This window comes from Streptomyces sp. NPDC020983 (genome assembly GCF_044333485.1).
Lineage (GTDB): Bacteria > Actinomycetota > Actinomycetes > Streptomycetales > Streptomycetaceae > Actinacidiphila.
In genome coordinates, this window is sequence record NZ_JBIRRA010000002.1 from 163,557 (window position 1) to 187,705 (window position 24,149).

The following is a 24,149-nucleotide window of genomic DNA, read 5'->3' on the forward strand; positions in this document are numbered from 1 at the left end:
ACGAGTCGTGGACGTCGAATGTGCAGGTGAATTCGTGTTGTCCGGAGGGCATTCTCTGCTGCTGGCGGAGGATCGCGGGTCCGGCTCGGCCGGGATGTTCGTCGAGGCGGGAGCTCGGGCATCGCCCATCCGTTCGGTGTTCCGGTCGCGCTTCCGGTCGGTGCTCTCAGAGAGGGGAGCGGATTCCTCGACCTACGCGGTCTCATTCGTGATGTCTTTCGTGATCCTTGAGGGCCGGGGGAGTTGCCCGGCCTTTCGCTGGCCGGTAGTGCCGCTCAGTCGGACTCTCTCGTGCGCGTCCTGAACGCAGATCGCCCACACCACTTTCCCGGGCCCCTCACGGTCGCTGACTCCCCATTGGCCACCGGTGAGTGCGTCAACGAGCGCGAGGCCGCGTCCGGACTCGGAGTCGGCGGACGCTTCCTGGCGTTCCGGCTTGGCATCGTCGGCGTCGTGGACCTCGATCAGTACGCCACGGCCCAACCGTTCCATGCGCGTCGCGATGAGGTTGCCGTACGGCGGGTGGGCGTGGGCGATGGCGTTGGTGACCAACTCGGACACGATGAGTTCGGCGACCTCGGCGAGCTGCGGCAGCCCCCACACCTCAAGGTGCTGGGTGAGGAACCGCCGTACCCTGCCCACTGTTCGCGGGGCAGGTGGCCACATCTTCTCCACGGCAGTGGGTGCCGGCGTACTGGAGGTCGTCGCGTTGCCCCCGTCCAGCCGAACGGGTTCTTGCATGTCAGCGCTCCTTGGGGCGTCGGCCACGCCCCCGGGCCGGTCGCCGCCGGTCGCGGGGCCTGGGTTGTCACGATGTCGCTCAGGGCGGACACTGAGCGTGCCAAGAGAATGTCGCCGGAATGACATCCTTCGCGACGACGCGGAAGGCGACGAACCGACGGCATCTGGGGCGTCATTCAGGTGTCATTCGCGGCACGGAGAGCTAGGGTGAACGCATGAACGGGTCAGCTCCGAACGGCACACTGCGAGCGGTCCGTATGGGGCTGCTCATGTCGCAGGACGACTTCGCGCGCGCTCTGCGCGAGGCGGGGACACGGGCCGGCGTGCCCAACGACGCCAACAAGCGACTGGTTCAGAGGTGGGAAAGCGGCACGACCGCCGCGCCGCGTCCTGTGTACGCTCGCGCTCTCGAAGCTGTGACGGGCCTCCCCATAGAGTCGCTCGGGTTCGACATGACGCCCGCACCTCAAGGGCGTATCTCCAGCGATGGCCACGGTGGACACGATCTTGAGCCTGCCCCGCGCAATGCGGCACCAGCGGCAAGAGCCACGGTTCAAACCGCCCCGCAGGGAGGCTATTCCGGCGTGTGGCTCAGTCGCTACGAGTATTACTCAAGCGGACGCGAAGCTGATTTCGTCGGACGTCACTACGTCGTCATCCTGCAGCACGGGAGCCGCTTGACGGTTCGTAGCCTGCCTCGAACGTCGAATTCCCAGCTGACCATGGACCTCACCGTTGACGGAAGCGTCGTCACGGGTACATGGGTGGAGCAGACCACTCAGGAGAGTTACTACCGGGGCGCCCGGTACCATGGGGCCATCCAGATGCTCGTGGAGCCGACGGCCCGCCGCATGGGTGGAAAATGGGTCGGCTTCGGAAAAGAGATGGACGTAAATACCGGCCCCTGGGAGCTGATTTTCCAGGACCGGTCTACGAACAAGGCGACACTGGCCCAGTACGACACGCCGCCCGAGTAGTCGCTCGGGCGGTCAGGCGGCCGCGCGACGACGAACAACGTGCCGGCCGACGGCCAGGGCCGGCACGGTCCCGGGCCAGCCCGCGCCCATCACGCCCTGCGCGGACGCGGAGACGTCGTCCGGCCACTCCCGCAGGTGGGCCCGCGCCGTCCAGCAGGCCGTCGCCGCGGGCCTCGCCGACACGAGTGTTCCGGTGGTCCGCGGATGACGACCCACCTTGCGCCTCGTCATCCGCTCGTCTTCACGCAGGGCGCAGGCAGCGCCCGGGGCGGCGTACTCGGGCCGCCCCGGCGGCGTCAGCCGATGGTCACCACGCGGGCCCAGTCGGGGAGAGGGGCGGGGCGGTACTCCGGGTCGTGCTCGCGGATGCGCGGGGGGCGGGGGAAGAGGCCGATCACGGAGCGGCAGGGCGGGGCGTGGGCGGGCCAGGGGGTCTGGCCGTCGGTGAGGGCCACGACGACGTCGGGGGTGGGGCGGGAGCGCAGCGCGCGGTGGAAGCCCTCGCGCAGGTCCGTGCCGCCGCCGCCGATCAGCGGGATGTCGTGGGCGGCGGTGAGCGGGCGCACGGTGTCCGCCGCCGCGTCGCACGCGAGGACGCCGACCAGGTCGCGGCGGCCGCCCACCGCGGCGGAGATCGCCGCGATCTCCAGCAGGGCGCTGCCCAGTTCGGCGTCGCTCACCGACCCCGAGGTGTCCACGATCACGCACACCCGCGGCGGCGTGCGGCGCAGGCTCGGCAGCACCGCGCCCGGCACGCTCGCCGAACGGCGCCCCGGCCGCCCGTACGTGTAGTCCCCGCCCGTGCCGCCGCCGGCCGCCGCGGCCCGTACCGCCGCGCCGAGCAACTGCCGCCAGGGCTGCGGCGGATGGAAGGCCTTCTCCGCCCACCGCCGCCAGCCCTCCGGGACGTCGCCGGGGCGGCCCCGGATGCCCTCCGCGACGCGGAAGCGCACCGCGTCCCGCTCGTGCGGGCTCAGCTTCCACGACCCGCCGGGCCCGAGGTCCCACGCCCGGCCGTGCCCGTCGACGCCGCTGCCGCAGTCGAGCCACGTCAGCCACTCGGTGTGCGGGCCGAGCCGGATCTGCGCCAGGTACTCCTCCATCAGCTGACCGTCCCGCAGCCCGAACGTGCTCGGGGTGACCACCCCTGCGGGGACGGGGAGGCCGTGGCCGAACGCGTCGTCGTTGATCTCGCAGTCCCCTGCGATGTTGCGGCGCAGCCGGGCGGCGGGTCCGTGGTCGTCGTGCTCGCGCGCGTACTTCTCGCCCCGGCCGTGGTGGTCGCGCAGCAGGTGCGACACCTCGTGCACCCACACCGAGGCCAGCTCCTCGACGGGGGTCACGGCGACGAAGGCGGGCGCGGCGTAGCAGCGCCAGTACGGGTCGACGGCCATCGTCGGCACATGGCGGGAGGGCACGACGTGCAGCGCGAAGAGCGCGCTCGCGAGGTACGGGCGGGCGCGGGCGGCCAGCAGGCGGGCCGCGTAGAGCTTGTCGAGGTCGAGGTCGGGCGGCGGCTCGTCCGCGGCGGCGGGTGGCGCGGGGAGGTCGTCCGCCGGGCCGGGCGGCGCGGCCGGGCCGGACGCCGGGACCGGGGCCCGGGCCGGGCGGCGCGGCATGAGGCGGGGCGTGGGGCGGACGGCCGGGGCCGCGGCGGCGCCGGGTGCCGGGCGGGTCTGCGGTGATCCTCCCGGCGGGCGGCCGGGGACGGATCCGGGCGGGGGCGCCGGTTCGCCGGGGGCGGCCGCCGGGCCCGGCGGCGGGGGAGCGGTGCGCGGGTCCGTACTCATCGGACGGCACCCGCCGTCGCCGCGGCACGGGCCGCGCCCTGCGTCGCGTGGCGGGAGATCGTGGCGGCTCCCGTCAGGCGGTCGATCGCCGCGGGGACGGCCCAGTCCTCGCGGCGCAGTCCGGCCAGCGCCTTCGCGGGCATGACCACCAGATCCGGCGCGCCCGTCTCCAGCGCCCGGACCAGTACCGTCCACGCCGCGTCCCAGCGCGGGCGGGTGGGGCGGGAGTGCACCGCCGCGACCACCGCGTCCAGCACCGCCTGCCGCAGGTCGCCCCGCTCGGGGAGTTCGGCCGCAGCCGGGTCGGCGAGCAGGGTCTCGGGGTCGGGCAGGTCCATCCGGTCCATGGCGGCGAGGAGTTCGAGCCCGGGGCCGTCGCCGACCGCGCCGCGCGCCAGCAGGGCGAGCACCTCGCGGGGCGACTCCGCGGCGGTCGCGAACGCGACGAGCCGCAGCGCCATCTCCCAACTGCGCGGCGAGGGCCACGCACCGCCCCGGCGCGTCTCCGACGCCGGGAGCCGGTGCACGAGCGCGGGCCGCGCCTGGAGGAACGCGCACACCGCGCGGCGCGCGAAGTCGACGGATTCCGCGAGGCGTTGCTGATCGAGCCGGGGCAGCGCGGCGTGCGGCCACACGCCGCCGAGGCCGCGCACGACGACGTCGTGCTCGTGCGTCCACTGCAGGTGCACGAAGCGGTTCGCCAGCGGCGGGCTCAGCTCCCAGCCGTCCGCCGCCGACGAGCGGGGGTTCGCCGCCGCCACGATCCTCACGCCCGGCGGGAGCCGGAGCGCCCCGACGCGGCGCTCCAGCACCAGCCGCAGCAGGGCCGCCTGCACGGCGGGCGGGGCGGTGGACAGCTCGTCCAGGAAGAGCAGGCCGCGTCCGGCGCGGACGAGCCGTACCGCCCAGTCCGGCGGGGCCATCGGCACACCCTGGACGGCGGGGTCGTCCCCGACGACGGGCAGCCCTGCGAAGTCGGACGGCTCGTGGACGCTCGCGATCACCGTCGTGAGCGGCAGTTCCAGCGCGGCGGCGAGCTGGGTGAGCGCGGCCGTCTTCCCGATGCCGGGTTCCCCCCAGAGGAGGACGGGGAGGTCGGCGGCGACGGCGAGGGTGAGGGCGGACAACTGGTCGTTGGGGCGCTGCTCGGTCCGCGTCGCGCCGAGCAGCGCGATGAGCTCTCCGGCCACGCCGAGCTGGTCACTGCGGGCGGCGGTGCTGCTGCCGGCGGGGGCGGTGCTGCTGTCAACGGTCATAGGTCACCTTTGCTGTTCGAGGTCGATCCGCGGGCCTGGCCGGCCGGACGCGGAGGGGGGTTGCGGTTGCGCCGCCGGGACCCCCGGGGCGCGGGGAACTGCGCGGCCGGCCACGACGACGCTGCATGTCGTGGCCGGGCCGAAGGGGCAGGTGCTGTCGTTTCCGGGCCACTGGCCGGTGGTGGGTTGCTCGCGCGGTTCCCCGCGCGGGTGAAAACGGGCTCCCGCAAGGGGAAGCGCTCACGGGGCAGCGCCCCTGGTCACGCCCGCGCGGCAGGCGCAGGCCCGCGGGGTCAGCGGGCGGCGGCCTGCCGGGTGCGGGAGCGGAAGCCGGTGCGGCGGCGTTCCTCGCGGGAGAAGGGGGCGAAGGTGCGCAGGTGGGGGGCGGGGCCGGGGTCGGCGAGGCCCGAGCGGTAGAGCCCGTGGTCCACCCGGCCCCGGGCCGCCGCTTCGACCGCGTCCCGCAAGCCGCCCTCGCGGAGAGGGCCGGACGGGCCGAGCAGGGCCTCGACTTCCGCAAGGGCGCCGCGGATGTCGCCGTGCGCGAGGCGGGCCCGGACATCCGGGAGGTTCTCCGGGTGCCGGTGGGCCGCCGCGACGGCCCGCAGGCACGGCAGCGGCGGCCCGCCGAGTTCGGCGAGCAGCTCCTCCCGGCGGATCTCCTCCCGGTCGTGGTCGAGCGCGGTGAGGACGCCGCCGGCCACGCCGATACGGTGCCGTGCCCCGCGGCAGTCCACGTACCGCTGCCCTGTCGCGCCCGGCGCCGCCGCCGCACCCCGCGGTGGCGCCGCCCGCCGGCTCCCGGGTGCGAGGGAGGCGGCGACCAGCGGGTGCAGATCCTGCGGTGCGAGCAGGCCCGCGGCCAGGAGGACGGGGTCGGGGGGCAGCCACGTCGCGGCGTCGGGGAGCACCGGCAGCGCGCGCAGGTCGCCGTGTCCGGCGGCAGCCGCGGAGCCGAGGCAGCCCGCGCATCCGGCGGGGCAACCGCCGTGCCCGGCGCGGGAGCCGGCGCATCGGTACGCCCCCTCCGCGTACCGTGCGGCGACCCGCGCCGGGGTGCCGGGGGCCGTCTCGACCTCCAGGACGAGCCGCCGCCCGCGCCCGAGCCGTACGAGGACGGCGCCGCCGCCGGGCGAGCCCTCGGCCCGTAGCAGCAGGGCGGCTTCGTCGGCCCACCGCGCGACCGCCGCCCAGTCGTCCGCAGCCCAGCCGTCCGCCGACCAGCCGTGCTCCGCCCAGTCGTCCGCCGCCCAGCCGTCCTCCGCCTGGACGAAGGAGCCGGGTCGGCCCGGGGGCCGGGCCGCGGGTTCCGGCCCCTCCCGGGCCCAGTACCCGGCGGGCCGGGCGGCGGCGGGTAGCCATCCCCGCGGCAGCCCCGCGCGTGCGCGCAGCTCGTGCGCCCGTTCCGCGTCCCACAGGTGCCGGTGCAGGTCGAGCCGGAAGCGGCGGTCGGGTCGGGGGTGGGGGTGCCAGAGCGCGCGGGCGTCCGGCGGACCGGCTGCCCGGCCCACGTCACGCGTGCCGTCGAACAGCGCGAGCTGGATGCGCTGGCGTGCGGCCGCCCGCGCGGGCGGTGTGCGGGCGACGAGGTGGAGGGCCCCCTCCGCGGTGGCGTACCGCGCGAGTGCGAGGGTCACGCCGGGGCGGAGGAGCCCGTCGGGCGTGATCCGCGGCATGTGCCAGCGCAGCAGCTCGGGCGCGAGCCGCCGCAGGTCCAGGCGGACGAGCGCGGCGGTCTCGCGGCCGTGTGTACGGGCGAGGGAGCGTGGGGTGACGTCGACGTCGAAGCCCGCGGCGGCGCAGGCTCCCGCCCAGTCGCCGGCGTGGCGCCGGGCGGTCGCGGTGTCGATCATCGGGGGCGGCACGGCGTAACGCCGCACGTGCAGCCACAGGGAAAGCCGGGTCTCCGGATCCGCGGGTCGAGCCGACCGCTCAGCGGCCGTGCGCTCGAAGGCCTGAGTGCTCATCAGCACTCACCTTGCGCGGAACGGGCCCCCATTCTGCAGACAGAAGGAGTAGTCATCGCGTTCACCATAGGCGACCGCGCCGCGGGATGTCACCCCCCGGCGACGCGGCCGCGCGGGGTCAGGCGATGCGGGCGCGGACGGCCCGCCGGATGCTCCAGCTGACCCGCCCCTGGTCCAGTTCGAAGGCGAGGTCGGCGGCGCCGGTGAGGAGTAACTGCCGCTCGGTGGCGCGGTGCAGGGTGTCGATCCAGCCCCAGATGGGGTGGTCCTCCGGTGCGGTCGCGCCGTACGTCCGCGCCTGGATGCGGATCCAGGACACCGCGCGGTCGGCGCACTCGACGGGGAGCTGCACGCGGCGGTGCTGGTGGTCCGCCCCGCTGAAGACGTGGTCGATGACGTACGCCGGCGCCGGCACCGGATACGCGAGCATGCCGTCTTCCACCGTCAACACTCCTGTCTCGGACAAGGCGCGGTGGCCGGCGGGAAAGCCGTCACCGCGCCCGTGGCGCCCCCGTGCGCCCGGCGTTGCGTGAGTCACACACGTCACTATCGTGCCGCGGAGCTCATCGCGCAATGCGCTTCCTGATAATTTCATCCTGCGTCGGATCGACCTGGTGTTCTCATCAACTCTGTGTGACACTCGGCTTGTTGACGATCGGTCAGCAAGGTTCCGGCAGCCGGACCAGCAGCCTGCGACCCGGACAGGGGGAAGTGTGAGCGAGGAGCGGCCGGTCGCCGCCGGTGGCGGCCCCAGCGCCCCCACGGTGCTGCGCATGATCCTCAGCCGGCGGCTCCAGGAGCGCCGCCAGGAGGCGGGCCTGTCGCTGGAGCAGGCGGCCCGCTCACTGCGCGTGACGCCGCTGACCATCCGCCGGCTGGAGAAGGCGGAGGTCGCGCTCAAGCCGCTCTACGTCGAGAAGCTGCTCCAGACGTACGGGGCCGGCCCGCGCGAGATCGAGGAGTTCTGCGCCCTCGCCGAGCAGGCCAACGAACCCGGCTGGTGGTACCCGTACCGCGACGTGCTGCCCGGCTGGTTCAAGGCGTACGTGAGCCTGGAGACCGGTGCGCGGGCGCTGCGCACGTACGAGCCGCACTACGTCACCGGCCTGCTCCAGACGCCCGAGTACGTGCACGCGTGCCTGCGCGGCGGCTTCCCCAACGACTCGGAGGAGGCGCTCGCGCAGCGCGTCGAACTCCGGCTGCGGCGGCAGAGCCTGCTGGAACGCGACGACGCGCCCACGCTCTGGGTGGTCATGGAGGAGGCGGTGCTGCACCGCCAGGTCGGCAGCGCCGCGATCATGCGCGCGCAGATCGAGCGGCTGCTCGAAGCGAACGAACTCCCGCACGTCAGCGTCGACATCGTGCCCTTCAGCGCGGGCGCGCACGTCGGCGCCTGCGCGCCCTTCACCTACTTCCGGTTCGCCGAGCCCGAACTCCCCGACGTCGTCTACAGCGAGATCCTGTCCGCCGCTGTCTACCTCGACCAGCGGGCCGACGTCTCGACGCATCTCGAAGCGCACAACCGGCTCTCCCTGCTGACCTCCACCCGGGAGAGCACCGCGCTGCTGAACCGCATGCGGAAGGAGTACACATGACCCCCACCGACCCCCACGGCCCCGCGCCCGACGTCCGGCCGGAGATCACGGAACTCGCAGTGATCCGCAACGGCATGCCCGCCCGCGACCTGGGCGACCAGGGCTGGGAGTGCCCGTGGAGCGGCCCCAACGGCGGCCAGTGCGTGGAGCTGAAGCAACTCCCCGACGGCCGCGTGGCGTTGCGCCAGTCCACCGATCCGGCGGGCCCGGCGCTCGTCTACACCCCGGACGAGATCCGCGCGTTCGTGCGCGGCGTCAAGGACGGGCTCGCCGACCACTTCGCCGCCTGACGGCTCCCTCCGGCAGGAGGACGACGGACGCATGACGGAAAGAAGGACCACCATGAGCACGCCCGGGGCCGAACCGGTGATCGACACCAGCCGCCCGCACTCCGCCCGCATGTACGACCACTACCTGGGCGGCAAGGACCACTTCGAGGCCGACCGGCAGGCCGCGGAGGCGATCGCCGGAGTCTTCCCCGGCATCGGCACCTGCGCGCGCGAGCTGCGCTTCTTCATGCACCGGGCCACCCGGGTGCTGGCCCGCGAGCACGGCATCCGCCAGTGGCTCGACGTCGGCACGGGCATACCCACCGAGCCCAACCTGCACCAGATCGCGCAGTCCGTCGCGCCCGAGGCGAAGGTCGTCTACGCCGACAACGACCCGCTGGTCCTCAAGTACGCCGAGCGCCTGATGCGGACGGCCCCGGGCGGCCGGACCGCGTACGTCCACGCGGACCTGCGCGAGCCGGACGCGCTGCTCAAGTCCCCCGAGGTGGCGGAGGTGCTGGACCTCACCCGGCCGGTGGCGCTGTCGCTCAACGCGATCCTGCACTTCGTGCCCGACGACCAGGACCCGTACGGCCTCGTCTCCCGCTTCGTCGACGCGCTCCCGCCCGGCAGCGCGCTCGCGCTCAGCCACAGCACCCCGGAATTCGCCCCCGAGGCCTGGGCGCGCATCGAGGAGATCTACCTCCAGGGCGGCACCCCCGGCAAGGTCCGCACCCTGGAGGAGGGCAAGCGCTTCTTCGAGGGCCTCGACCTCATCGACCCGGGCATCGCCATGGTCCACACGTGGCGCCCCGACCCCGAGGACGAGGAGCGCGTGGCCGCGCTGAGCAACGCGGAGGTCTCGGCGTGGGGCGGCGTGGCCTTCAAGCGCTGAGCCCCGACCTTGCGGACGGCCCCCGCCCCTGACGGGCACCGCCCCGCGCGGGGGCGCGCCCAGCCGGGAGGGTGCGGCTCACTCGCCGAGCGGCTCCCCCGTGACGATCAGGCGGTAGCCGTAGTCCGTCGTCCGGCGGCCGAGGAGGTCCGCGTGGCGGCGGTACCAGGCGCCGGAGTCCAGGTCGTCCTGGAGGCGTGACATCGCGGCCCGCGCCCGCACCGACGTCGACGACCGTGCCGGCGCCCTTGAGCGCCGCGGTGATCAGGGCGTGCAGCCGGGGGTCGGGGCGGCGTACGTCGCGGTAGCCGACACCGATGGTGTCGTAGACCGGGGGAGTCGCGGATGTCATCCCCCGAGTCCATCAGGACCCGGGGGCCGGTGCCGGTGTCTCCGGGTGAGGCGGAAGCCGCCCACCGCGAAACGGGGTTCAGAGCCCCAGATCGACGGCGAGGCAGCTGTACGAGATGAGCGAGCCCGCCGCGTCGTACGCGTCCCGCGCCGGGTCCCGCGGTTCGGCCTGCTCCTGGACCATGTCCGCGAACCTCACGCGCTCGGGCAGGTGGCCGAAGCGCGCCTGCCGGGCCGCCGCGGCGGCCGTGTCCCCCCGGCCCGCCGTCCCGTCCCCGCCGTGGACCTGCCGTACGACCTTCATGGTCACCGCCGTGCTCGTCGCCGTGCTCATCGCGGGCCTCCGCTCCGTGGTCCTGCTGTGCCGGTCCTCACGCTCCCACCGTCAGCATCACCTGTCAAGCCGGTGACGCTGGTCCGGCGACACCCGTGAGCAGGTTGCGTACGAGCGTGTCGGCGAAGGTGTGGTCCAGGGGGAGCGCGGGCAGCAGCAGGCGGTGGTAGCAGGCGCCCCACAGCTGGTCGACGAGGCTCTCCAGATCGGTGCCGGGCCGCAGCTGCCCGGCCCGCACGGCGCTGCGCAGCCGCTCGACGGCGAGGGCGCGGCGCGGCCGCGTGTAGTGCTCGTCGAGTGCGGCGGCGAGGTCGGGGTCGGTCTGGGCGGCGCCGACGAGCTGGGCGACGACGAAGCCGCCGCCCTCGCCGGTGAGCAGGTCGACGAAGGCGTGCAGCTGGGCGGTGAGGTCGGCGGCGAGGTCTCCGGTGTCGGCGAAGGCGAGGGTCTGCTCGGTCGCGGCGAAGTAGGCGTCGAAGGCGAGCGCGCCGGGGGAGGGCCACCACTTGTAGAGGGTCATCTTGCTGGCGCCCGCACGGGCGGCGACCTTCTCGAACGTGATGTCGCGCAGGCCGCTCTCGCGCAGCATCGCGGCCGTGGCGGCGAGGACGGCGGCGCGCACCTCGGCGGCCGGGCGGCGGCCCCGGCCGGGGCGGGGGGAGTGGTGCGGCTGGGCCGCGGCGGGCTGGTCGGGCATCGCGTCCTCCCGGGGTGCGGGGTGTCACGGTTGCATTATATGGACGACCAGTCTACATTTTCTGATGTGGACGGAACGTCCACAAGAGATCCTGCGAGCCGGAGGAGACCGCCATGACCACCACCCCCGAGGACCACGCCACCGGCAGCCGGGTCGCGCTCGTCACCGGCGGATCGGGCGGCATCGGCCGGGCCGTCGCCGAGCGGCTGGCCGCGGACGGGCTGTCCGTCGCCCTGCTCTACGGCGGCGGCACGCGGCGCGCCGCCGAGGCCCTCGCCGCCGTCGAGAAGGCCGCGCAAGCCGCGGGGAAGGGCGGCAGGGCGCTCGCGCTGGCCGCCGACATCGCCGACGAGACCGAGATGGCCGCGGTGTTCGACCACGTGGAGCGGGAGCTGGGCGGGGTCGACGTCGTCGTGAACACCGCGGGCGTGATGCTCCTCGCGCCCGTCGCCGAGCTGGACCTCGCGGACCTGGACCGTATGCACCGGGTCAACATCCGCGGGACGTTCGTCGTCTCGCAGCTCGCGGCGCGGCGGCTGCGGGCGGGCGGCGCCCTCGTGAACTTCTCCACCTCCGTGACACGGCTCCAGCAGCCCGGATACGCCGCCTACGCCGCGTCGAAGGGCGCGGTCGAGGCCATGACGCTGATCCTCGCGCGCGAGCTGCGCGGGCGGGACGTCACCGTCAACACGGTCGCCCCCGGCCCCACCGCGACACCGCTCTTCCTGGAGGGCAAGCCGCAGGAGCTGGTCGACCACATCGCGGGCCTCAACCCGATGCAGCGCCTCGGCACCCCCGGCGACATCGCGGACTCGGTGTCCTTCCTCGCCGGCCCGCACGGCCGCTGGACCAACGGCCAGACGCTGTACGTCAACGGCGGCGCCGCGTGACGGTACCGGCCGGAGCACCACGGGCGGGCACCCCCCGGCGGACGGGGGCGCCCGCCCGCCGGCGCGGCGGCAACCTCCGGCATGCGGACGGGCGTTGACGGTGTACAGGCCAAGCAGTTAGCTTGCTCGGTATGCAGCGCCCCCGCCGGAGCATCCTCACGACCCGCGGTCACGTCGACCTCATGCGGGTCTGCTCCGCTGCCTGTCGTCCCTGCTGAGCGCTTCCGCTCGCGTCGAGGACGCCCTGAACCACGCCGCTCCCTCCGTGTGACGGTGCACGGCCGCCCCCGGGCCGGCCGTGCCGTGACGGCGCGCGTCCCGACGCATTCGCCGACCGCGTAACCCCCTTTCCCCGCCGAGCCGCCCGCCCGCGTGCGCGCGCCGCCCGGCGAATCCGTCATGCCTCCGGAGGAGTCCCCGTGTCCGTGAAGTCCTGGTCCCGTCTCGCCGTTCCCGCCCTCGCCGCGGCCGCGCTCGCCACCGTGCTGCCCGCGGGCGGCGCCGCCGCCGCGTCCGGCGGCCAGGCGCAGGCCCTGCCCCTGCCACCGCTCGACGTCCTGACGGCCGGACCCGGCACCGCGAGCGGCGACCTGTTCGTGGCCCCGTACGGCGGCGACGGCACGTACGCGAGCGGTGTGGAGATCCTCAGCCACGACGGGCGGCACACCGTGTGGTCGCACGCCGTCCCCGCGGGCCAGACCGCCGCCGACTTCCGCAAGCAGACCTACCGCGGCAAGCCCGTCCTCACGTGGTGGCAGGGGACGGGCCTGGGCGGCGTGGCGCAGGGCGCCGACTACGTCTACGACGACCACTACCGCCAGATCGCCGAGGTCCGCGCGGGCAACGGCTACTCGGCCGACGGGCACGAGTTCCTCATCACCCCGCGGAACACCGCGCTGATCCTCGCCTACGGGGTCAGGACGGCCGATCTGACCGCGATCGGCGGCTCCGACCACCAGAAGGTCATCGACGGTGTCGTCCAGGAGGTCGACATCCGCAGCGGCAAGGTGCTCTTCGAGTGGAACAGCGCCGACCACGTGCCGTACTCGGAGAGCCGGCAGCCGCTGCCCGCCTCGCCCGGCACCCCCTGGGACTGGTTCCACATCAACGCCGTCAAGCAGGACACGGGCGGCAACCTGCTGGTCAACTCGCGCAACACCTGGGCCGCCTACGAGATCTCGGGCCGTACGGGCGAGGTGCAGTGGCAACTGGGCGGCAAGAGCAGCTCGTTCGCGCTCAAGGCCGCGCCCGGGCAGGTGCTGAACACCAAGGACGCCGCCTTCGCGTGGCAGCACGACCCGGAGCCGCTGGGCGGCGGCCGCTACAGCTTCTTCGACAACGAGTCCGCGGGCATCGCCAACACCGGTACGGGCGCGGTCAACGAGCTGCCCTACAGCCGGGCGGTCACCGTCCGGCTGGACTTCCGCCGGCACACCGCGACGCTCGTCGCCTCCGACGACCAGCCGTCCGGCCTGGTCGCCTCCTCGCAGGGCAACGCGCAGCCGCTCCCGGACGGCGGCCGGTTCGTCGGATGGGGCTCGCAGCCCTACGTCTCGGAGTTCGGCCCCTCCGGCGACCTGCGCTTCAACGCCCGGTGGACGAACGGCGCCATCAGCTACCGGGCGTACCGCTTCGACTGGAAGTGACCCTCGCGCCGTGGGCCGGTGCCCGCCCCCGTCCTGGACCGGAGCGGGCACCGGCCCACGGGCCGTACGCGCGGAGCCGGGGCCCGCGGGCTACGGCAGCGCGGCGGCGGGTGCGGGCTCCCGCAGCAGCGGCAGCAGGGCGTCGCCGACGCGGGCGATCTCGGAGCGGTAGGGGGTGTCCGACAGCACGAAGTGCGTGACGCCCAGGTCCGCGTACGCGCGCAGGGCCGCCGCCACCTCGCCGGCGGAGCCCACCAGCCACGTGGTGCCCGCGCCACCGCCGCCGAAGCGGCCCGGCGTGGTGTAGAGGCAGGTGTCGAGCACCTCGCCGCGCCCGGCGAGGTCGTGCAGCCGCCGCTGGCCGACCGCGCGCCGCTGCTGCGCGGCGAACGTCACGTCGTCGCCCTGCCGCTGCGCCATCGCCGCGACCTTCGCCTCCGCCTCGCGCCACGCCTCCTCCGGGGTCTCCCGCACCAGCGTGGTGATCCGCAGCCCGAACTCCAGCGGCGCGTGCTCCCGTCCGACCGCGGCCGTCAGCTCCTTCAGGCGCGCGATGCGCTCGGCCACGCCGTCGAGCGGCTCGCCCCAGAAGAGCTGCACGTCCGCCTCGGCGGCCGACACCCGCTCGGCCGCTGCCGAGGCCCCGCCGAAGTACAGCCGCGGGGTGCGCCCGTCCTCGGCCCCGTACGGCCGCGGCCGTACGGTGGAGTCCTCGACGCGGAAGAAGTCGCCGGTGAAGGTGACGTTCTCCTCCGTCCACAGCCGCCGTACCAGCCGGAGGAATTCGCGCGTGCGGTCGTAGCGGCGCGCCTGGTCGGTCTGCCCGTCGCCGTACGCGGCCGCGTTGTCGAGGCCGCTGACGATGTTGACGAGCAGCCGCCCCCCGCTGAGCCGGTCCAGCGTCGCGGCGGCGCTCGCGAAGTGCGCGGGCTGCCAGTAGCCGGGCCTGATCGCCACGAGCGGCTGGAAGGTGGTGGTGCGCGCGGCGAGCGCGGTGGCGACGGTGAAGGTGTCGGGCCGCCCCCACCCCGTGCCGAGCAGCGCCCCGCCCCACCCGTGCGCCTCGGCGGCGAGCGCCAGCTCGGTCGAGTAGTCGAGGGTGCCCCACCCGGTGGTGGTGTCGTCGCCGCGGTGACCCGGCTCGACGGTGTTGGGTATGTACCAGAGGAATTCGTGAGCCATGTGCGGGACTCCGATACGCAAAAAGGGCGGCGCGCATTCGCGGACGCCGCCGGAATTCGGCCGTGCGGGAATTCCGCCGCGGTGGGGCCGGCAGCCGATCCGGCGGCACGCCTGCACCGCGCCTTCGGCGAAGGCGCAGGTGGGACCCGGTGGGCGGGGAAATGCCGACGCGCTCAGCGCGTGGCGGGAGAAAAGGGGAGCGGTGCTGTGCGCGTCAGCGCGGACACAGTGCGCTGGCCGACCGCAGAAGGTCGACGTGGCGGCGCGAGACCAGCCTCATACCCGTGTGCACACGGGAAATGTAATCGATGCCGCCGAGGTCTGGCAATGCTGTCCCCGGCGTTCCGGATTCCGCCCGCGCGGCCCCGACGCCCCCCGTCCTCACAGCCCCGTTACCGAACTCGCCGCCGTGATGTCGTAGGCGAGGACGATCTCCTCGCGGGCGCCCGGCGGGAGGGTCAGCGTCCAGTGCGCGATGCCCTGCCCGTCGAGGACGTCGGGGGCGGGGGCGCAGTCGGCGGGGCGGAGGGCGACCTCGACCGCGGAGACCTCGGAGACGGGAACGCGCTCGCGCAGGACGATGGTGCGGTCGCCGCTGCCGGGGGTGGCGTCGAGGCGGGAGACGAAGAGGCGGACGCGGCGGGTCACCACGGTGCGCTGGTTGATCGCGGCCAGGCCCGTCGTGTCGCGGCTCTCCTCGGTGTGGCGGACCACCCGGAAGGTGTCCTCGCTGCCGAACGCGATCGTGAACTCCTCGCCCGTGCCGGTGAACTCCAGCGTCCCGCGGCCGACGAAGCCGCTGCCGCGCACCAGGTCGACGGGCCCGGCGAGCAGCACGTGCCCGGCCTGGTTGACGAGCCGGGCGGCCGTCACGACGAGCGGGGAGAGCTCGGGCGCGCAGGTGTGCTCGACCTCGCAGCCGGCCGTGAAGGCCGTCAGGTGCACGCGGTGCGGGCGGCCGTCGGAGGGGACGCTCACCGGGTGCGGGGCGTGCAGCACGCGGACGTCGCCGCCGTCGTCCGGCCCGGGCAGCACGGCGGGCCCGGAGGGGGTGCCCACGGTGCGGATCTCCTCCTCGCGGAGATCCACCTCGACCGTGCGCCGCTCCTCCGCGGAGCGGTCGCGCAGCGTCAGCACGTCGTCGGTGAGCCGGGGCGGGGCCGCGGCGAGCGTGGGGCGCGCGGTGGACAGCGTGAGCCGCACGCCGGACCAGTCCTCGCCGGTGTCCTGCCACACGAAGGCGTCCGTCTCCAGGCGCACCGTGCTCCCCTGCGCCGCGAGCGTCGCCCGGTAGGCCGGCCGCCACAGCGCGCAGGGCACGAGCGCGGACACCCGCAGCTCCGCGCTGCCCGCCGCGTCCGCCTCGACGACCAGCTCCAGATACGCCGCGAGCGTCTCCTGCGCGCTCTCGAAGACGCTCAGCGCGAGGCGCGCCTCGCGCAGTTCCGACTCGATGTCGTGCAGGCGGCGGCGCAGCTTGTGCAGTTCGGCGAGCCGCGGCTCCGCCTCGCTCTCGACGCGGTCCAGCCGGTCCGCCCACCGCTCGGGGTCGGCGTCGCCGCCGCCCGCGCCCTGGGTGATGTCCCGGTAGAGGTCCTTCCTGGCCTGCGCGACGACCGCGAGGGCGCTCTCCAGCCGCTGCCCCAGCAGCGTGGCGTCGGCCAGTTCCTCCTCCAGGGCGTGCACCTCGCGGCGCAGCGCGGAGGCGTCCGCGCCCGGCTCGCCGGGCGGCGCGGGCGCGTAGCGGCGGACGACGCGGGCGTCCACGACGCGCGCGCCGCCGGTGTCCCCGGCGGCGGTGAGGTCGGCGCGCAGCGAGCGGTCGACGGTCAGCGGGGTGACCGGCCCGATCCGCAACCGGCTGACGCCCGCGGCCAGTTCGACCTGGCCGGTGCGCTGGACCTGCGCGCGGTCCTCCATGCACGTGACCGCCGTGATCGGCAGCGCGGTCAGCACGGGACCGGGCTCGGCGTCGGGGGCGGGCTGGGACGGGTCCTCGTGCACGGTCAGTTCCTCCTGTTGCCGCCGACGACGGCCTTGCCCGCGGGCAGGCGTATCGCGTAACCGCCGCTGAGGGTCGCGGTGCTGCCCGGCTCCAGCTCGACGCGCCATGTGCGCGCACCGGCCGCGTAGCCGCCCTCCTGGCCCTCCAGCGGGCCCGTCGCCGCCTGCCACGGCGGGTCCGCCCGGTGCTCGTCGATCCGCACGTCCTTGTCGGAGGACACCGGCACGCGTTCGTGCACGTGGACGGTGACCGGGTACGGCAGCCGGTTCGCGACGTCGATCTCCACGGTGTGGTCCAGGACCGTGGTGCCGCCGCGCAGGCCCGCCGTCGACTCGTGCATGTGCGTGCGGCGCGCGACCTTCACGCTCTCCGCGACGCCCAGCCCCACCGGCTGCCGCTGGCCGGGCGCGAGCGTCGGCAGTGGGGCGGTCAGCACGAAGTCGCCGTCCACCAGGACGTCGACGGGGCCGGCGAGCAGGGCGTGCGGCGAGGTGTTCGTCAGCCGCACCGTGCTGAAGACCGCGGGGTCCACGGACGGCACGCACACGTACACGAAGTCGGCGCTCACCGGCAGCTCGCTCACCGGCACGGTGTGCCAGCGGCCGTCCGCGGCGACGTCGGCGGGCGCGGCGGTGTCGAAGCGGTAGTCGAACGAGCCCGCCGACGTGCGGACGTCCACCGCGTGGGCGGGCCGGGCGAGCCCCGCGACCCGGTCCGCGCGGCTGCGGTACTCGCCGGCGACCGCACCCACTGCCGCGGACGGCGGCTGGAGCGTGCCGCGCTGCCCCTCGGCGGCCTCCGGGCCGGCCAGGGTGAGCCGGGCGTAGTCCAGCAGGTCCGCGCCGGGCGCGGCCGGGCCCGGCGGCGGGCCGGGCTGCGCCGGCGGGGCCGGCTGGGCGTCCGCCGCCGGTGCGAAGCCGCGGCTGCGGGCGAGGGGAGCGGGGGAGGCCGCGGGAGCCATCGGCCGCGGGGGGCCGCCGGGAGCGGGCAGGGGGGCGGTCGGCCACGTGGGGCCGCCGGGGGCGGGCGGGGGGAGGGGCGCCGCGGACACCGCCACGGGCGCGCCGAAGGCGGCCCCGCCGTCCCCGGCCTCCGCCGCCGGGTACCCGTACCCGCCCGCCGCCGCGACCGCCACGGGCTCGGGGGCGGTCTGCCGCGGGCGGCGCGCCGCGTCGTAGCCCGCGAACAGCTCGCCGAGTCCGGCGGGCGGCTCGCGCCAGCCGGGCACGGAGGGCGCGGCCTGCCGCCGCCCGATCCGCAGCGACCGCAGCTCGGGCAGGTCGGTGCGCCGCAGCAGGTCCGCGGTGGACAGCGCGAGCCGCACCCCGGTCCAGTCCTCCCCGGTCCGCTGCGCGACCATCGCCCGCAGCACGAGCGAGCCCGCACCGCTGCGCCCTTCCAGCCGCAGCTGGTAGACGGGCACCCAGCAGGCCCCCGGCACCTGGTACTCGACGTCCAGCCGGATCTCCGGGCCCGCGCCCTCGCCGACCGCGGAGGCGTCCGCGGAGCTGCCCGCGCCGTCCCCCGGCCTTTCGCCGCGGGTCAGCGTCACGTACGCCGTCGCCGAGGTCGTGGTGCGGCCCGGGCCGGTGGCGGTGGAGGCTTCGTCCAGGCGGTGGCGGAGGACGTCCACGGCGTGGTCGGCCTGCTGCTGGTCGTGCTCGGCGGTGCGCAGGCGGCGGTGGAGGGTGGCCAGGCGGGCGTCGACGAAGCTCGCGAGGGCGAGGATGGACTCGACGGGGGCCCAGCGGGGCGGGTCGCCGCGGCGCGGCGCCGGGGGTTCGGCGCGCAGGGCGGCGGTCTCGGCGATCTCCGTGCGGAGGCGCTCGGCGCGTTCGCGCGCCCGGCTCTGCCGGTCCTCGGCGTCCTCCAGGTCGAGCCGCAGCCGGGGGAGTTCGTCGCCGCGGCGCAGCGTCGCGCCGTATCCGACGCGGATGTCGGCCACCTCGACGGCGCCGCCTGCACCGTCTGCGTCGTCGGTGTCGCCGTCCGCCGTGACGCGGCACCGCAGGGACTGCTCCAGCAGCGCGGGGGAGAAGCCCGTGACGCGTACGGTCACCGGCCCGTCGCCGGGCGGCAGCGTGACGCGGGCGCGGCGCGTGCACACGGCGCCCGCCGCGTGGACCACGACCGACGTGAGGACGGACGGCACCGCGGGTCCGTCCGCTGCCGTCTCGTGCGTGCCGGCGCCCACCGTGCCTCCCCTTCCGGCCGGTGCGCGGCCCGGTGCGCCACCGGACCGTCCCCGGGCCGAGTCCCGCCCGAGCCCCCGGCCCGTACCCTAGCCGACGCCGTCCCGGCGCAGCAGGGGAACGGGGGCCGCGCCGTTCAGCTCACCGGCGGGGCGTGGCCGGGCCACTTGACCGTCAGGACCCGCGGGGTGCCCTGCGCGGTGAGCCGGATGATCGGGATGGGCTTGCCCACCGGATTCGAACCGGTGCGGCTGGTCTGGTAGTTGGCGGTGAACTGGATCGGGCCGCTGGCCCCCAGCACCTTGTACTCGCCCTGGAGCGCGCCCAGTTCGTTGACGACCGCTTCGGGCAGCGGCTGCGGCTGCTGGGTGAGCCGGACAGCGGTGGTGGCCGTCAGGGTCGCGTCGTAGGCCATCATCGCGTTGCCGTCGCCGAGGTAGCCCTTGGGGAAGAGCTGCTGGAAGCTCCGCCGGAAGAGCGCGTAGCCCTGCGCGCCCTGCGCCTGCTCCGCCCCGTGTCCGGGGTCGTGCCCGGCGTCCGCGGCCCATTCGCCCGGGTGCGCCACCCCGGCGTAGTCGACGGTGACGTGCCCGGAGGCGAGGTCGGCGCGCAGTTGCGGGCTGTCCGGCAGGTTGGTGGTGTCGTCGCCGCTGACGATCCTGATCTTCTTGTCCAGGCAGGTGTCCGAGAAGGCGTGCACGAGCACGCCGAGATCCTGCCCGCGCCCGGCGAAGAGCACGACGGCGGGCTGCGCGGCGCAGATGTTGGTGGTCATCTGGCTTATGCGGGTGGCCACTTCGGTCTGGTGGCGGCGCCGGTCCGCCGCCGACTGGCCGTCCTTGTCCCGCTCGGAGGTGTCGTACGGCTCGACGCCGACGATCCGGTGACCCCTGATGCCCGAGAACTTCCGGAAGCCGCTGACGAGCGTGACGTCGTAGCTGTCGTCGGCGTTGCCGTCCTCGACGAGCACCGCGCGCGTGAAGTCGGACTGCACGTACGACAGCGCGGCCGCCATGTTGTCGACGTTGCTCGGCGAGACGCGTACGAAGCCCTTGATGTTGGAGTACGAGTCCGAGGTGAGCGTCGCGCCGAACGAGGCGATGTCGTGCGCGGTGAGGTCGCGGATCGCGCTCTCCGTCCCGGCCAGGCTCAGGCCGAAGCCGGTGACGGCGGCGATGTGCCGGCCGCGGTCCTTCTCGATCTCCGCGACCGCGGTCTGCCAGCCGTTGGCCTGGTAGCCGTCGCTGCCGATGAGCAGCTGGATGTGCGGGACGGTGCCCTGCACGTTGTTGCGGTTGGCGTAGTGCTGCGCGGCGTGGGCCCCCTGGAGCTGCTCCAGGGCGTTGGGCATCGACAGGATGCTGCCCTTGTCGGCGGATATCGGCAGCAGCAGCACGACGCTGACGTACTCCGTCGGATACGCCTTGCGCACCTGCTCGTTCTCCGCGCGGATGGCGTCCTCGGCGGCCTTCAGCGACGGGTGGAAGACGTACGCGCCGTCCGTGACGCCGACGCACTCGCCGCCGTGGTGCGTCACGGCCGTGGCGCCCTTGCGCATGCAGGGCTTGTTGAGCAGGTGGTCGACGGGTACGTAGACGCCGTACGCGACGCCCGCGAGCGCGAGGACGCTCAGGACGGCGAGGAAACGCCGTGCGGCGACCGGCAGGTGCGCGACGTAGCGGCGGACGAACGCGATCGGGCGAGGCACGTCCTTCAGTCCTTCCAGGAGTTCTCGATCCGGCGGAATTTCCCGGCCTGCCGGTACAGCTCCTCGTTGTCGTCGGTGATGTCGGCCAGGTGCTCGTACTCGCCCGCGATGGTGTGGGCGAGCTGGTGGGCCGGGTCGAAGGCGCGGTCGGCGTGCAGCCAGCGGGCCACCGCGAGGCGGGTGACGGCGCGGCGCCGGTTGCGGTCCTCGGCGGGGCCGGCGAGCGAGGTGACGAAGGTGCGCGGATCCAGCGGTGTGGCGAGGCGGGTGGGGGCGGACGTGACGCGTTCCAGCACGTCCAGCCACGCCGCGGCGCTCGTGGCCCGGTCGAACTCGTCGTCCAGGTAGGCCGCGACGGCGGTGAGCGGCTCGCGGCGGCCGGGTTCGGCCTGGGCCAGGGTGTGGTGGTGGCGCAGCGGCGCGTCGGTGCGGCTGGAGTAGTGGGCCGCGTAGCCCATGTGCGTCTTGCGCCACAGGGCGGGGTCGCGGGCGAGCCAGCGGCGCAGCAGCAGCGCGGCCAGCGGGTGCAGCCGCACCGCCTCGCCGTCCTCGTTCTCCTCCAGCCACATCCCGGCGGTCAGGGCGAGCTGGGCGGTGTCGGCGTCGGTGTCGGTCCAGTCCAGGTAGTGCAGCGTGGCGTTGCACGCGCCGCGGCGCAGACCGGGGGTCGCGGCGAGCACCGCCATGACGCCCAGGAGGGTGTTGTCGCCGGGGCGCAGGCTGCCGTCGGAGGCCACGGTGAGGTGGTCGGCGAAGGCGCGGCGCAGCAGGTAGTCCTCGACGGTGGTGTCCGGGCGCGGCGGCGCGGGCCAGGCCGGCGGCAGCGGGTGGGCGTCGTCGGCGAGGCGCTCGCCGAGCAGCCGCCGCGGGTCGTAGGGCTCGGGCAGTTCGGCGGGGGCGCGCCGCGGGTCGGCGGGCGGGGTCCGGCCGAAGCGGGCGAGCAGGTGCGCGAGCCGGTCGGTGGCCTCGGGGTGGCCGCCGGCGAGGGCGTGGAGGAAGTCGGCGTCGCGGTTGTGCCGGCCGAGCACGCTGCTGGTGCACAGGGCGAGGACCTGCTCGCCGGTGAGGTCGGCGAGGGCGACGGGGTACCACCACACCGGGTGGCCGGCACCGCCGGGGGCGTACGGATGGCGGGTGCCGAAGGCGAGCTCCGGGTCCGCCGGGTCGAGCAGGCGGGCGGCCTCGGGGCGGATCCTGCCGCGCTGGACGGCCACCACCACGGCCGGGTCGGGGCGTTCGTCGCGGGCGGCGTCCTCGCGGCGGCACTCGGCGAGGAGTTCGAGGAAGAGGTCGGCGGTGCGGCCGCCCGCGTTGTCGAGTAACAGCAGGCAGTTGCGCGGGCGCTGGAGCCGGGGCCAGGAGTCGTTGAAGTCGTGCCGCAGGTCGGCGAGGAAGGCCGCGCACAGCGTGCGGGCGACGACCCGGGGGGTGCCGGTCGGGCCGTCCTGCGCCCGGTGCTGCCGGTAGAGCTCCCACAGCGAGTCGTACTCGCGCCCGCCGCCGCCGCGTTCGGCGAGCCAGCGCAGCGCGCGGGCGTCCTTGTGCCGCCCGACCGCGGAGTGCAGGGCGCCCAGCAGACCGGTCAGCACGTCCAGCAGGCCGCGGTGCTCGGGGCTGAGCAGCGGGGCGGCGCGGTTGCTCCAGTCGGTGAGCGCGGACTGGCGTTCGGCGTCCTGCGGGCGGGCCCGCAGGTAGGCCTCGAAGGCGGTGCGCCCGCCGCCGGTGTCGATGAAGCTCAGGGCCTTGAGCAGCATCGCGGTGCGCGGGAAGTCCACGGCCCGGATGCCGGGGATACGGCGGCCCAGCCCGCGTACGGCGGCCAGGACCACGTCCTCGACGCCCTGCGCGGACCGCAGGTCGAGCCGCACGCTCAGGCAGTCGTCCGCGAACTCCCGCCACATCGCGTCGAGCAGCACCGTGCCGCCCGAGCCGCGCGGCCCGGCGAGCAGGACGACCGGGCTCGGCTCCGCGGGCACGCCGTGCCGTACGAGCGCGGCGCGGACGTACTCCACGACTCTTTCCCGCCCGTGCAGCCTCAGCCTGCCGCCCTCAGCCACCTGACCGCGACCCCCGTCGTCTCTGCGTGCGCCCGCCCGCCCGGGCACCACCCGGAATGGGGATCGTAGACCGCCCCGCCGGGACCGGTCCCGGAAACGGCGAAGCCCGCGGGGCGGCCCTCCGGCGGGGGAGGCGGGGGCGGCGTCAGCCCGCGGCGTCCATCGACTGGACGAACTGCTTGGGCGTCATCTGCCGGTTGAAGACCTTCTGCAGGTTCGCCAGCATCAGCCCCGAGGTGTCCGGGTCGAGGGCCTGGTCCCAGGACTGCGTGAAGGTCGGGGCGTTGGCGACCATGTCGTAGATGAAGCCGGTGTACTCCGGGTTGGGCGCGCCCATCAGCTGGCCCTTGATACCGGCGATGGCCGGGACGTGGCCGATCGAGAGCAGGTCGGCGATGTACGACGGCTGGGCGAGGGTCCTGGAGAGGTAGTCGACCGCGCCCGACGTGTTCTTCGAGGACTCCGTCACCGAGAAGTAGTTGGACGGGTTGCCGACGATGTTGTTCGCGTCGCCGACGCCGCCCGCCACCGTCGGGAAGGTGGACCAGCCGAGCTTGTTCTCCTTCATGAACTTCGGGGCGGTGGAGAGCATGTCGGCGTACTCCCACGAGCCCATCAGCAGCATGCCCGCCTTGCCCTGCGAGAGCAGCGCGTTGGTGCCGCCGGCGTCCTGGTTCACCGTGCCGTACTTCTTGCCGAAGGCGCCGCGGTCCACCAGGTCGCGGATCATGGTGAGGGACGTCTGGACCGCGGCGTTGTCCCACGCCCCGGCCCGGCCCGCCTCGATGTCGGCGAAGGCCTGCGGGCCGCCGACGCGGTCCAGCAGGTACTCCAGCCACATCAGCTCGGTCCAGGCCTGCGTGCCGGCCAGGGCGATCGGGGTGATGCCCTCGGCCTTGATCTTGTCGATGTCCTTGAGCAGGTCCTTCCAGGTGGCCGGCGGCGTCTCGATGCCGGCCTTCTTGAAGACGTCCTTGTTGTAGAACAGGGCGACGGGCTGCACGCCCTCCATCGGCACGCCGTAGACCTTGCCGTCGACCGTTCCGCCGGCCAGCACGCTGGGCAGGAACTGGTTCTTGAAGTCGGTGCTCAGCTTGCCCGTGAGATCGGCGACGTGGTGGGCCTTGACGTACTGCGCCAGGTTGCCGCCGCCCCAGTTCTGGAAGATGTCGGGGGAGCCGGCGGAGCCGAGCGACGTCTTGAGCTTTTCCTTGTACGGGTCGTTGTCGAAGGTCTTGACGGTGACCTTCGCCTTCCGCTGGGTGTTGTAGGAGGATATCGACTGCTTCTGGACCGGGTTGAGCGTGTCGTTCTGGATCGACCACACCGTCACCGGCTTGTCGGTCCCCGAGGCGCTGCCACCGACACCGCCGCAGGCGGTTGCGGTCAGGGCGAGCACGGTCACGGCGGACACCGCGGCCGTCGCCCGCAGGGACACGAGGCGCTTCATGGTGCGTACACACTCCTCCGGGACCCGGACTTTTCCGACCCGATCGGGGAAACTGGCGAAAGTTTACGTGCCGAGGAACGTACGATTTCGGATGACGTGCAGTCAATGGCTGGTGCGGCCCGACCGCTGCCACCTTGCCCCGCGACA

General features: G+C 74.6%; 22 protein-coding genes. 6 read left to right on the plus strand and 16 right to left on the minus strand.

Going from position 1 to position 24,149, the window contains the following annotated elements; translation table 11 throughout:
• Window positions 1-192 precede the first annotated feature (192 nt).
• Window positions 193-741, minus strand: coding sequence for an ATP-binding protein (locus ACH4SE_RS04165; protein WP_398541731.1), 549 nt, complete (start codon window positions 739-741; stop codon window positions 193-195).
• A gap of 257 nt (window positions 742-998) precedes the next feature.
• Here ACH4SE_RS04165 and ACH4SE_RS04170 point away from each other — a divergent pair, with 257 nt between their 5' ends.
• A complete protein-coding gene (locus tag ACH4SE_RS04170) occupies window positions 999-1,718 on the plus strand; it encodes an XRE family transcriptional regulator (protein WP_398541732.1) in 720 nt (239 codons plus the stop codon).
• Between the two features lie 12 nt (window positions 1,719-1,730).
• Here the strand turns inward: ACH4SE_RS04170 and ACH4SE_RS04175 are convergent, their stop codons facing one another.
• The 5 genes from ACH4SE_RS04175 to ACH4SE_RS04195 all read right to left on the minus strand — a co-directional run bounded on the left by ACH4SE_RS04175 (window position 1,731) and on the right by ACH4SE_RS04195 (window position 7,173).
• On the minus strand, window positions 1,731-1,901 hold the full coding sequence (locus ACH4SE_RS04175) for a hypothetical protein (protein WP_398541733.1): 171 nt from the start codon (window positions 1,899-1,901) through the stop codon (window positions 1,731-1,733).
• Window positions 1,902-2,014: 113 nt separating this feature from the next.
• On the minus strand, window positions 2,015-3,337 hold the full coding sequence (locus ACH4SE_RS04180; RefSeq protein ID WP_398541734.1) for a VWA-like domain-containing protein: 1,323 nt from the start codon (window positions 3,335-3,337) through the stop codon (window positions 2,015-2,017).
• A gap of 167 nt (window positions 3,338-3,504) precedes the next feature.
• Window positions 3,505-4,764, minus strand: a complete 1,260-nt coding sequence (locus ACH4SE_RS04185; RefSeq protein ID WP_398541735.1) for an AAA family ATPase — start codon at window positions 4,762-4,764, stop codon at window positions 3,505-3,507.
• 293 nt (window positions 4,765-5,057) lie between these two features.
• Window positions 5,058-6,731: a hypothetical protein gene (locus tag ACH4SE_RS04190; protein ID WP_398541736.1), complete on the minus strand. Its 1,674-nt coding sequence runs from the start codon at window positions 6,729-6,731 to the stop codon at window positions 5,058-5,060.
• Between the two features lie 118 nt (window positions 6,732-6,849).
• Window positions 6,850-7,173, minus strand: coding sequence for a hypothetical protein (locus ACH4SE_RS04195; protein WP_398541737.1), 324 nt, complete (start codon window positions 7,171-7,173; stop codon window positions 6,850-6,852).
• A 331-nt stretch (window positions 7,174-7,504) separates the two neighbouring features.
• Between ACH4SE_RS04195 and ACH4SE_RS04200 the strand changes: the two genes are divergently transcribed.
• The 3 genes from ACH4SE_RS04200 (at window position 7,505) to ACH4SE_RS04210 (ending at window position 9,490) form a co-directional block, all read left to right on the plus strand.
• Window positions 7,505-8,326 (plus strand): helix-turn-helix transcriptional regulator, encoded by an 822-nt coding sequence (locus ACH4SE_RS04200; protein ID WP_398542132.1) that lies wholly within the window; start codon window positions 7,505-7,507, stop codon window positions 8,324-8,326.
• A 74-nt stretch (window positions 8,327-8,400) separates the two neighbouring features.
• A complete protein-coding gene (locus ACH4SE_RS04205; RefSeq protein ID WP_398542133.1) occupies window positions 8,401-8,616 on the plus strand; it encodes a DUF397 domain-containing protein in 216 nt (71 codons plus the stop codon).
• Window positions 8,617-8,668: 52 nt separating this feature from the next.
• Window positions 8,669-9,490, plus strand: a complete 822-nt coding sequence (locus ACH4SE_RS04210) for an SAM-dependent methyltransferase (protein WP_398541738.1) — start codon at window positions 8,669-8,671, stop codon at window positions 9,488-9,490.
• A gap of 78 nt (window positions 9,491-9,568) precedes the next feature.
• Here the strand turns inward: ACH4SE_RS04210 and ACH4SE_RS04215 are convergent, their stop codons facing one another.
• The 3 genes from ACH4SE_RS04215 to ACH4SE_RS04225 all read right to left on the minus strand — a co-directional run bounded on the left by ACH4SE_RS04215 (window position 9,569) and on the right by ACH4SE_RS04225 (window position 10,872).
• The gene (locus tag ACH4SE_RS04215; protein WP_398541739.1) at window positions 9,569-9,694 is read right to left on the minus strand and encodes a hypothetical protein; all 126 of its coding nucleotides are present in this window, start codon (window positions 9,692-9,694) and stop codon (window positions 9,569-9,571) included.
• Window positions 9,695-9,920: 226 nt separating this feature from the next.
• Window positions 9,921-10,175, minus strand: coding sequence for a hypothetical protein (locus tag ACH4SE_RS04220; protein ID WP_398541740.1), 255 nt, complete (start codon window positions 10,173-10,175; stop codon window positions 9,921-9,923).
• A gap of 64 nt (window positions 10,176-10,239) precedes the next feature.
• Window positions 10,240-10,872 carry a TetR-like C-terminal domain-containing protein gene (locus ACH4SE_RS04225; protein WP_398541741.1) on the minus strand — a complete coding sequence of 211 codons (633 nt, stop codon included), beginning with the start codon at window positions 10,870-10,872 and terminating at the stop codon, window positions 10,240-10,242.
• A gap of 113 nt (window positions 10,873-10,985) precedes the next feature.
• On the opposite strand from ACH4SE_RS04225, the gene ACH4SE_RS04230 reads away from it, so the two are divergent.
• Both ACH4SE_RS04230 and ACH4SE_RS04235 read left to right on the plus strand, forming a co-directional pair.
• Window positions 10,986-11,762, plus strand: coding sequence for an SDR family oxidoreductase (locus tag ACH4SE_RS04230; RefSeq protein ID WP_398541742.1), 777 nt, complete (start codon window positions 10,986-10,988; stop codon window positions 11,760-11,762).
• Between the two features lie 419 nt (window positions 11,763-12,181).
• On the plus strand, window positions 12,182-13,408 hold the full coding sequence (locus ACH4SE_RS04235) for an arylsulfotransferase family protein (RefSeq protein WP_398541743.1): 1,227 nt from the start codon (window positions 12,182-12,184) through the stop codon (window positions 13,406-13,408).
• Window positions 13,409-13,498: 90 nt separating this feature from the next.
• Here ACH4SE_RS04235 and ACH4SE_RS04240 read toward each other — a convergent pair whose 3' ends face one another.
• From ACH4SE_RS04240 to ACH4SE_RS04270, 7 genes are all read right to left on the minus strand, one after another.
• Window positions 13,499-14,590 (minus strand): LLM class flavin-dependent oxidoreductase, encoded by a 1,092-nt coding sequence (locus ACH4SE_RS04240; RefSeq protein WP_398541744.1) that lies wholly within the window; start codon window positions 14,588-14,590, stop codon window positions 13,499-13,501.
• A gap of 214 nt (window positions 14,591-14,804) precedes the next feature.
• Entirely contained in the window at window positions 14,805-14,870 is a 66-nt protein-coding gene (locus ACH4SE_RS04245) for a putative leader peptide (RefSeq protein WP_324607789.1), read from the minus strand.
• Window positions 14,871-14,971: 101 nt separating this feature from the next.
• A complete protein-coding gene (locus tag ACH4SE_RS04250; RefSeq protein ID WP_398541745.1) occupies window positions 14,972-16,594 on the minus strand; it encodes a mucoidy inhibitor MuiA family protein in 1,623 nt (540 codons plus the stop codon).
• Window positions 16,595-16,596: 2 nt separating this feature from the next.
• Window positions 16,597-18,789 carry a DUF4139 domain-containing protein gene (locus ACH4SE_RS04255; RefSeq protein ID WP_398541746.1) on the minus strand — a complete coding sequence of 731 codons (2,193 nt, stop codon included), beginning with the start codon at window positions 18,787-18,789 and terminating at the stop codon, window positions 16,597-16,599.
• 134 nt (window positions 18,790-18,923) lie between these two features.
• Window positions 18,924-20,495, minus strand: coding sequence for an ABC transporter substrate-binding protein (locus ACH4SE_RS04260; RefSeq protein WP_398541747.1), 1,572 nt, complete (start codon window positions 20,493-20,495; stop codon window positions 18,924-18,926).
• 5 nt (window positions 20,496-20,500) lie between these two features.
• Complete coding sequence (locus ACH4SE_RS04265) at window positions 20,501-22,507, minus strand: ATP-binding protein (RefSeq protein WP_398541748.1); 2,007 nt, start codon at window positions 22,505-22,507, stop codon at window positions 20,501-20,503.
• A gap of 190 nt (window positions 22,508-22,697) precedes the next feature.
• Window positions 22,698-24,002 carry an ABC transporter substrate-binding protein gene (locus ACH4SE_RS04270; protein WP_398541749.1) on the minus strand — a complete coding sequence of 435 codons (1,305 nt, stop codon included), beginning with the start codon at window positions 24,000-24,002 and terminating at the stop codon, window positions 22,698-22,700.
• Window positions 24,003-24,149 lie beyond the last annotated feature (147 nt).

Excerpts from the sequence above, each read along its gene's own strand:
- ACH4SE_RS04165 (WP_398541731.1), bottom strand. The coding sequence starts at position 741 with ATGCAAGAACCCGTTCGGCTGGACGGGGGCAACGCGACGACCTCCAGT.
- ACH4SE_RS04170 (WP_398541732.1), top strand. The coding sequence starts at position 999 with ATGGGGCTGCTCATGTCGCAGGACGACTTCGCGCGCGCTCTGCGCGAG.
- ACH4SE_RS04180 (WP_398541734.1), bottom strand. The coding sequence starts at position 3,337 with ATGCCGCGCCGCCCGGCCCGGGCCCCGGTCCCGGCGTCCGGCCCGGCC.
- ACH4SE_RS04185 (WP_398541735.1), bottom strand. The coding sequence starts at position 4,764 with ATGACCGTTGACAGCAGCACCGCCCCCGCCGGCAGCAGCACCGCCGCC.
- ACH4SE_RS04190 (WP_398541736.1), bottom strand. The coding sequence starts at position 6,731 with ATGAGCACTCAGGCCTTCGAGCGCACGGCCGCTGAGCGGTCGGCTCGA.
- ACH4SE_RS04200 (WP_398542132.1), top strand. The coding sequence starts at position 7,505 with ATGATCCTCAGCCGGCGGCTCCAGGAGCGCCGCCAGGAGGCGGGCCTG.
- ACH4SE_RS04205 (WP_398542133.1), top strand. The coding sequence starts at position 8,401 with ATGCCCGCCCGCGACCTGGGCGACCAGGGCTGGGAGTGCCCGTGGAGC.
- ACH4SE_RS04210 (WP_398541738.1), top strand. The coding sequence starts at position 8,669 with ATGAGCACGCCCGGGGCCGAACCGGTGATCGACACCAGCCGCCCGCAC.
- ACH4SE_RS04215 (WP_398541739.1), bottom strand. The coding sequence starts at position 9,694 with ATGTCACGCCTCCAGGACGACCTGGACTCCGGCGCCTGGTACCGCCGC.
- ACH4SE_RS04220 (WP_398541740.1), bottom strand. The coding sequence starts at position 10,175 with ATGAGCACGGCGACGAGCACGGCGGTGACCATGAAGGTCGTACGGCAG.
- ACH4SE_RS04225 (WP_398541741.1), bottom strand. The coding sequence starts at position 10,872 with ATGCCCGACCAGCCCGCCGCGGCCCAGCCGCACCACTCCCCCCGCCCC.
- ACH4SE_RS04230 (WP_398541742.1), top strand. The coding sequence starts at position 10,986 with ATGACCACCACCCCCGAGGACCACGCCACCGGCAGCCGGGTCGCGCTC.
- ACH4SE_RS04240 (WP_398541744.1), bottom strand. The coding sequence starts at position 14,590 with ATGGCTCACGAATTCCTCTGGTACATACCCAACACCGTCGAGCCGGGT.
- ACH4SE_RS04270 (WP_398541749.1), bottom strand. The coding sequence starts at position 24,002 with ATGAAGCGCCTCGTGTCCCTGCGGGCGACGGCCGCGGTGTCCGCCGTG.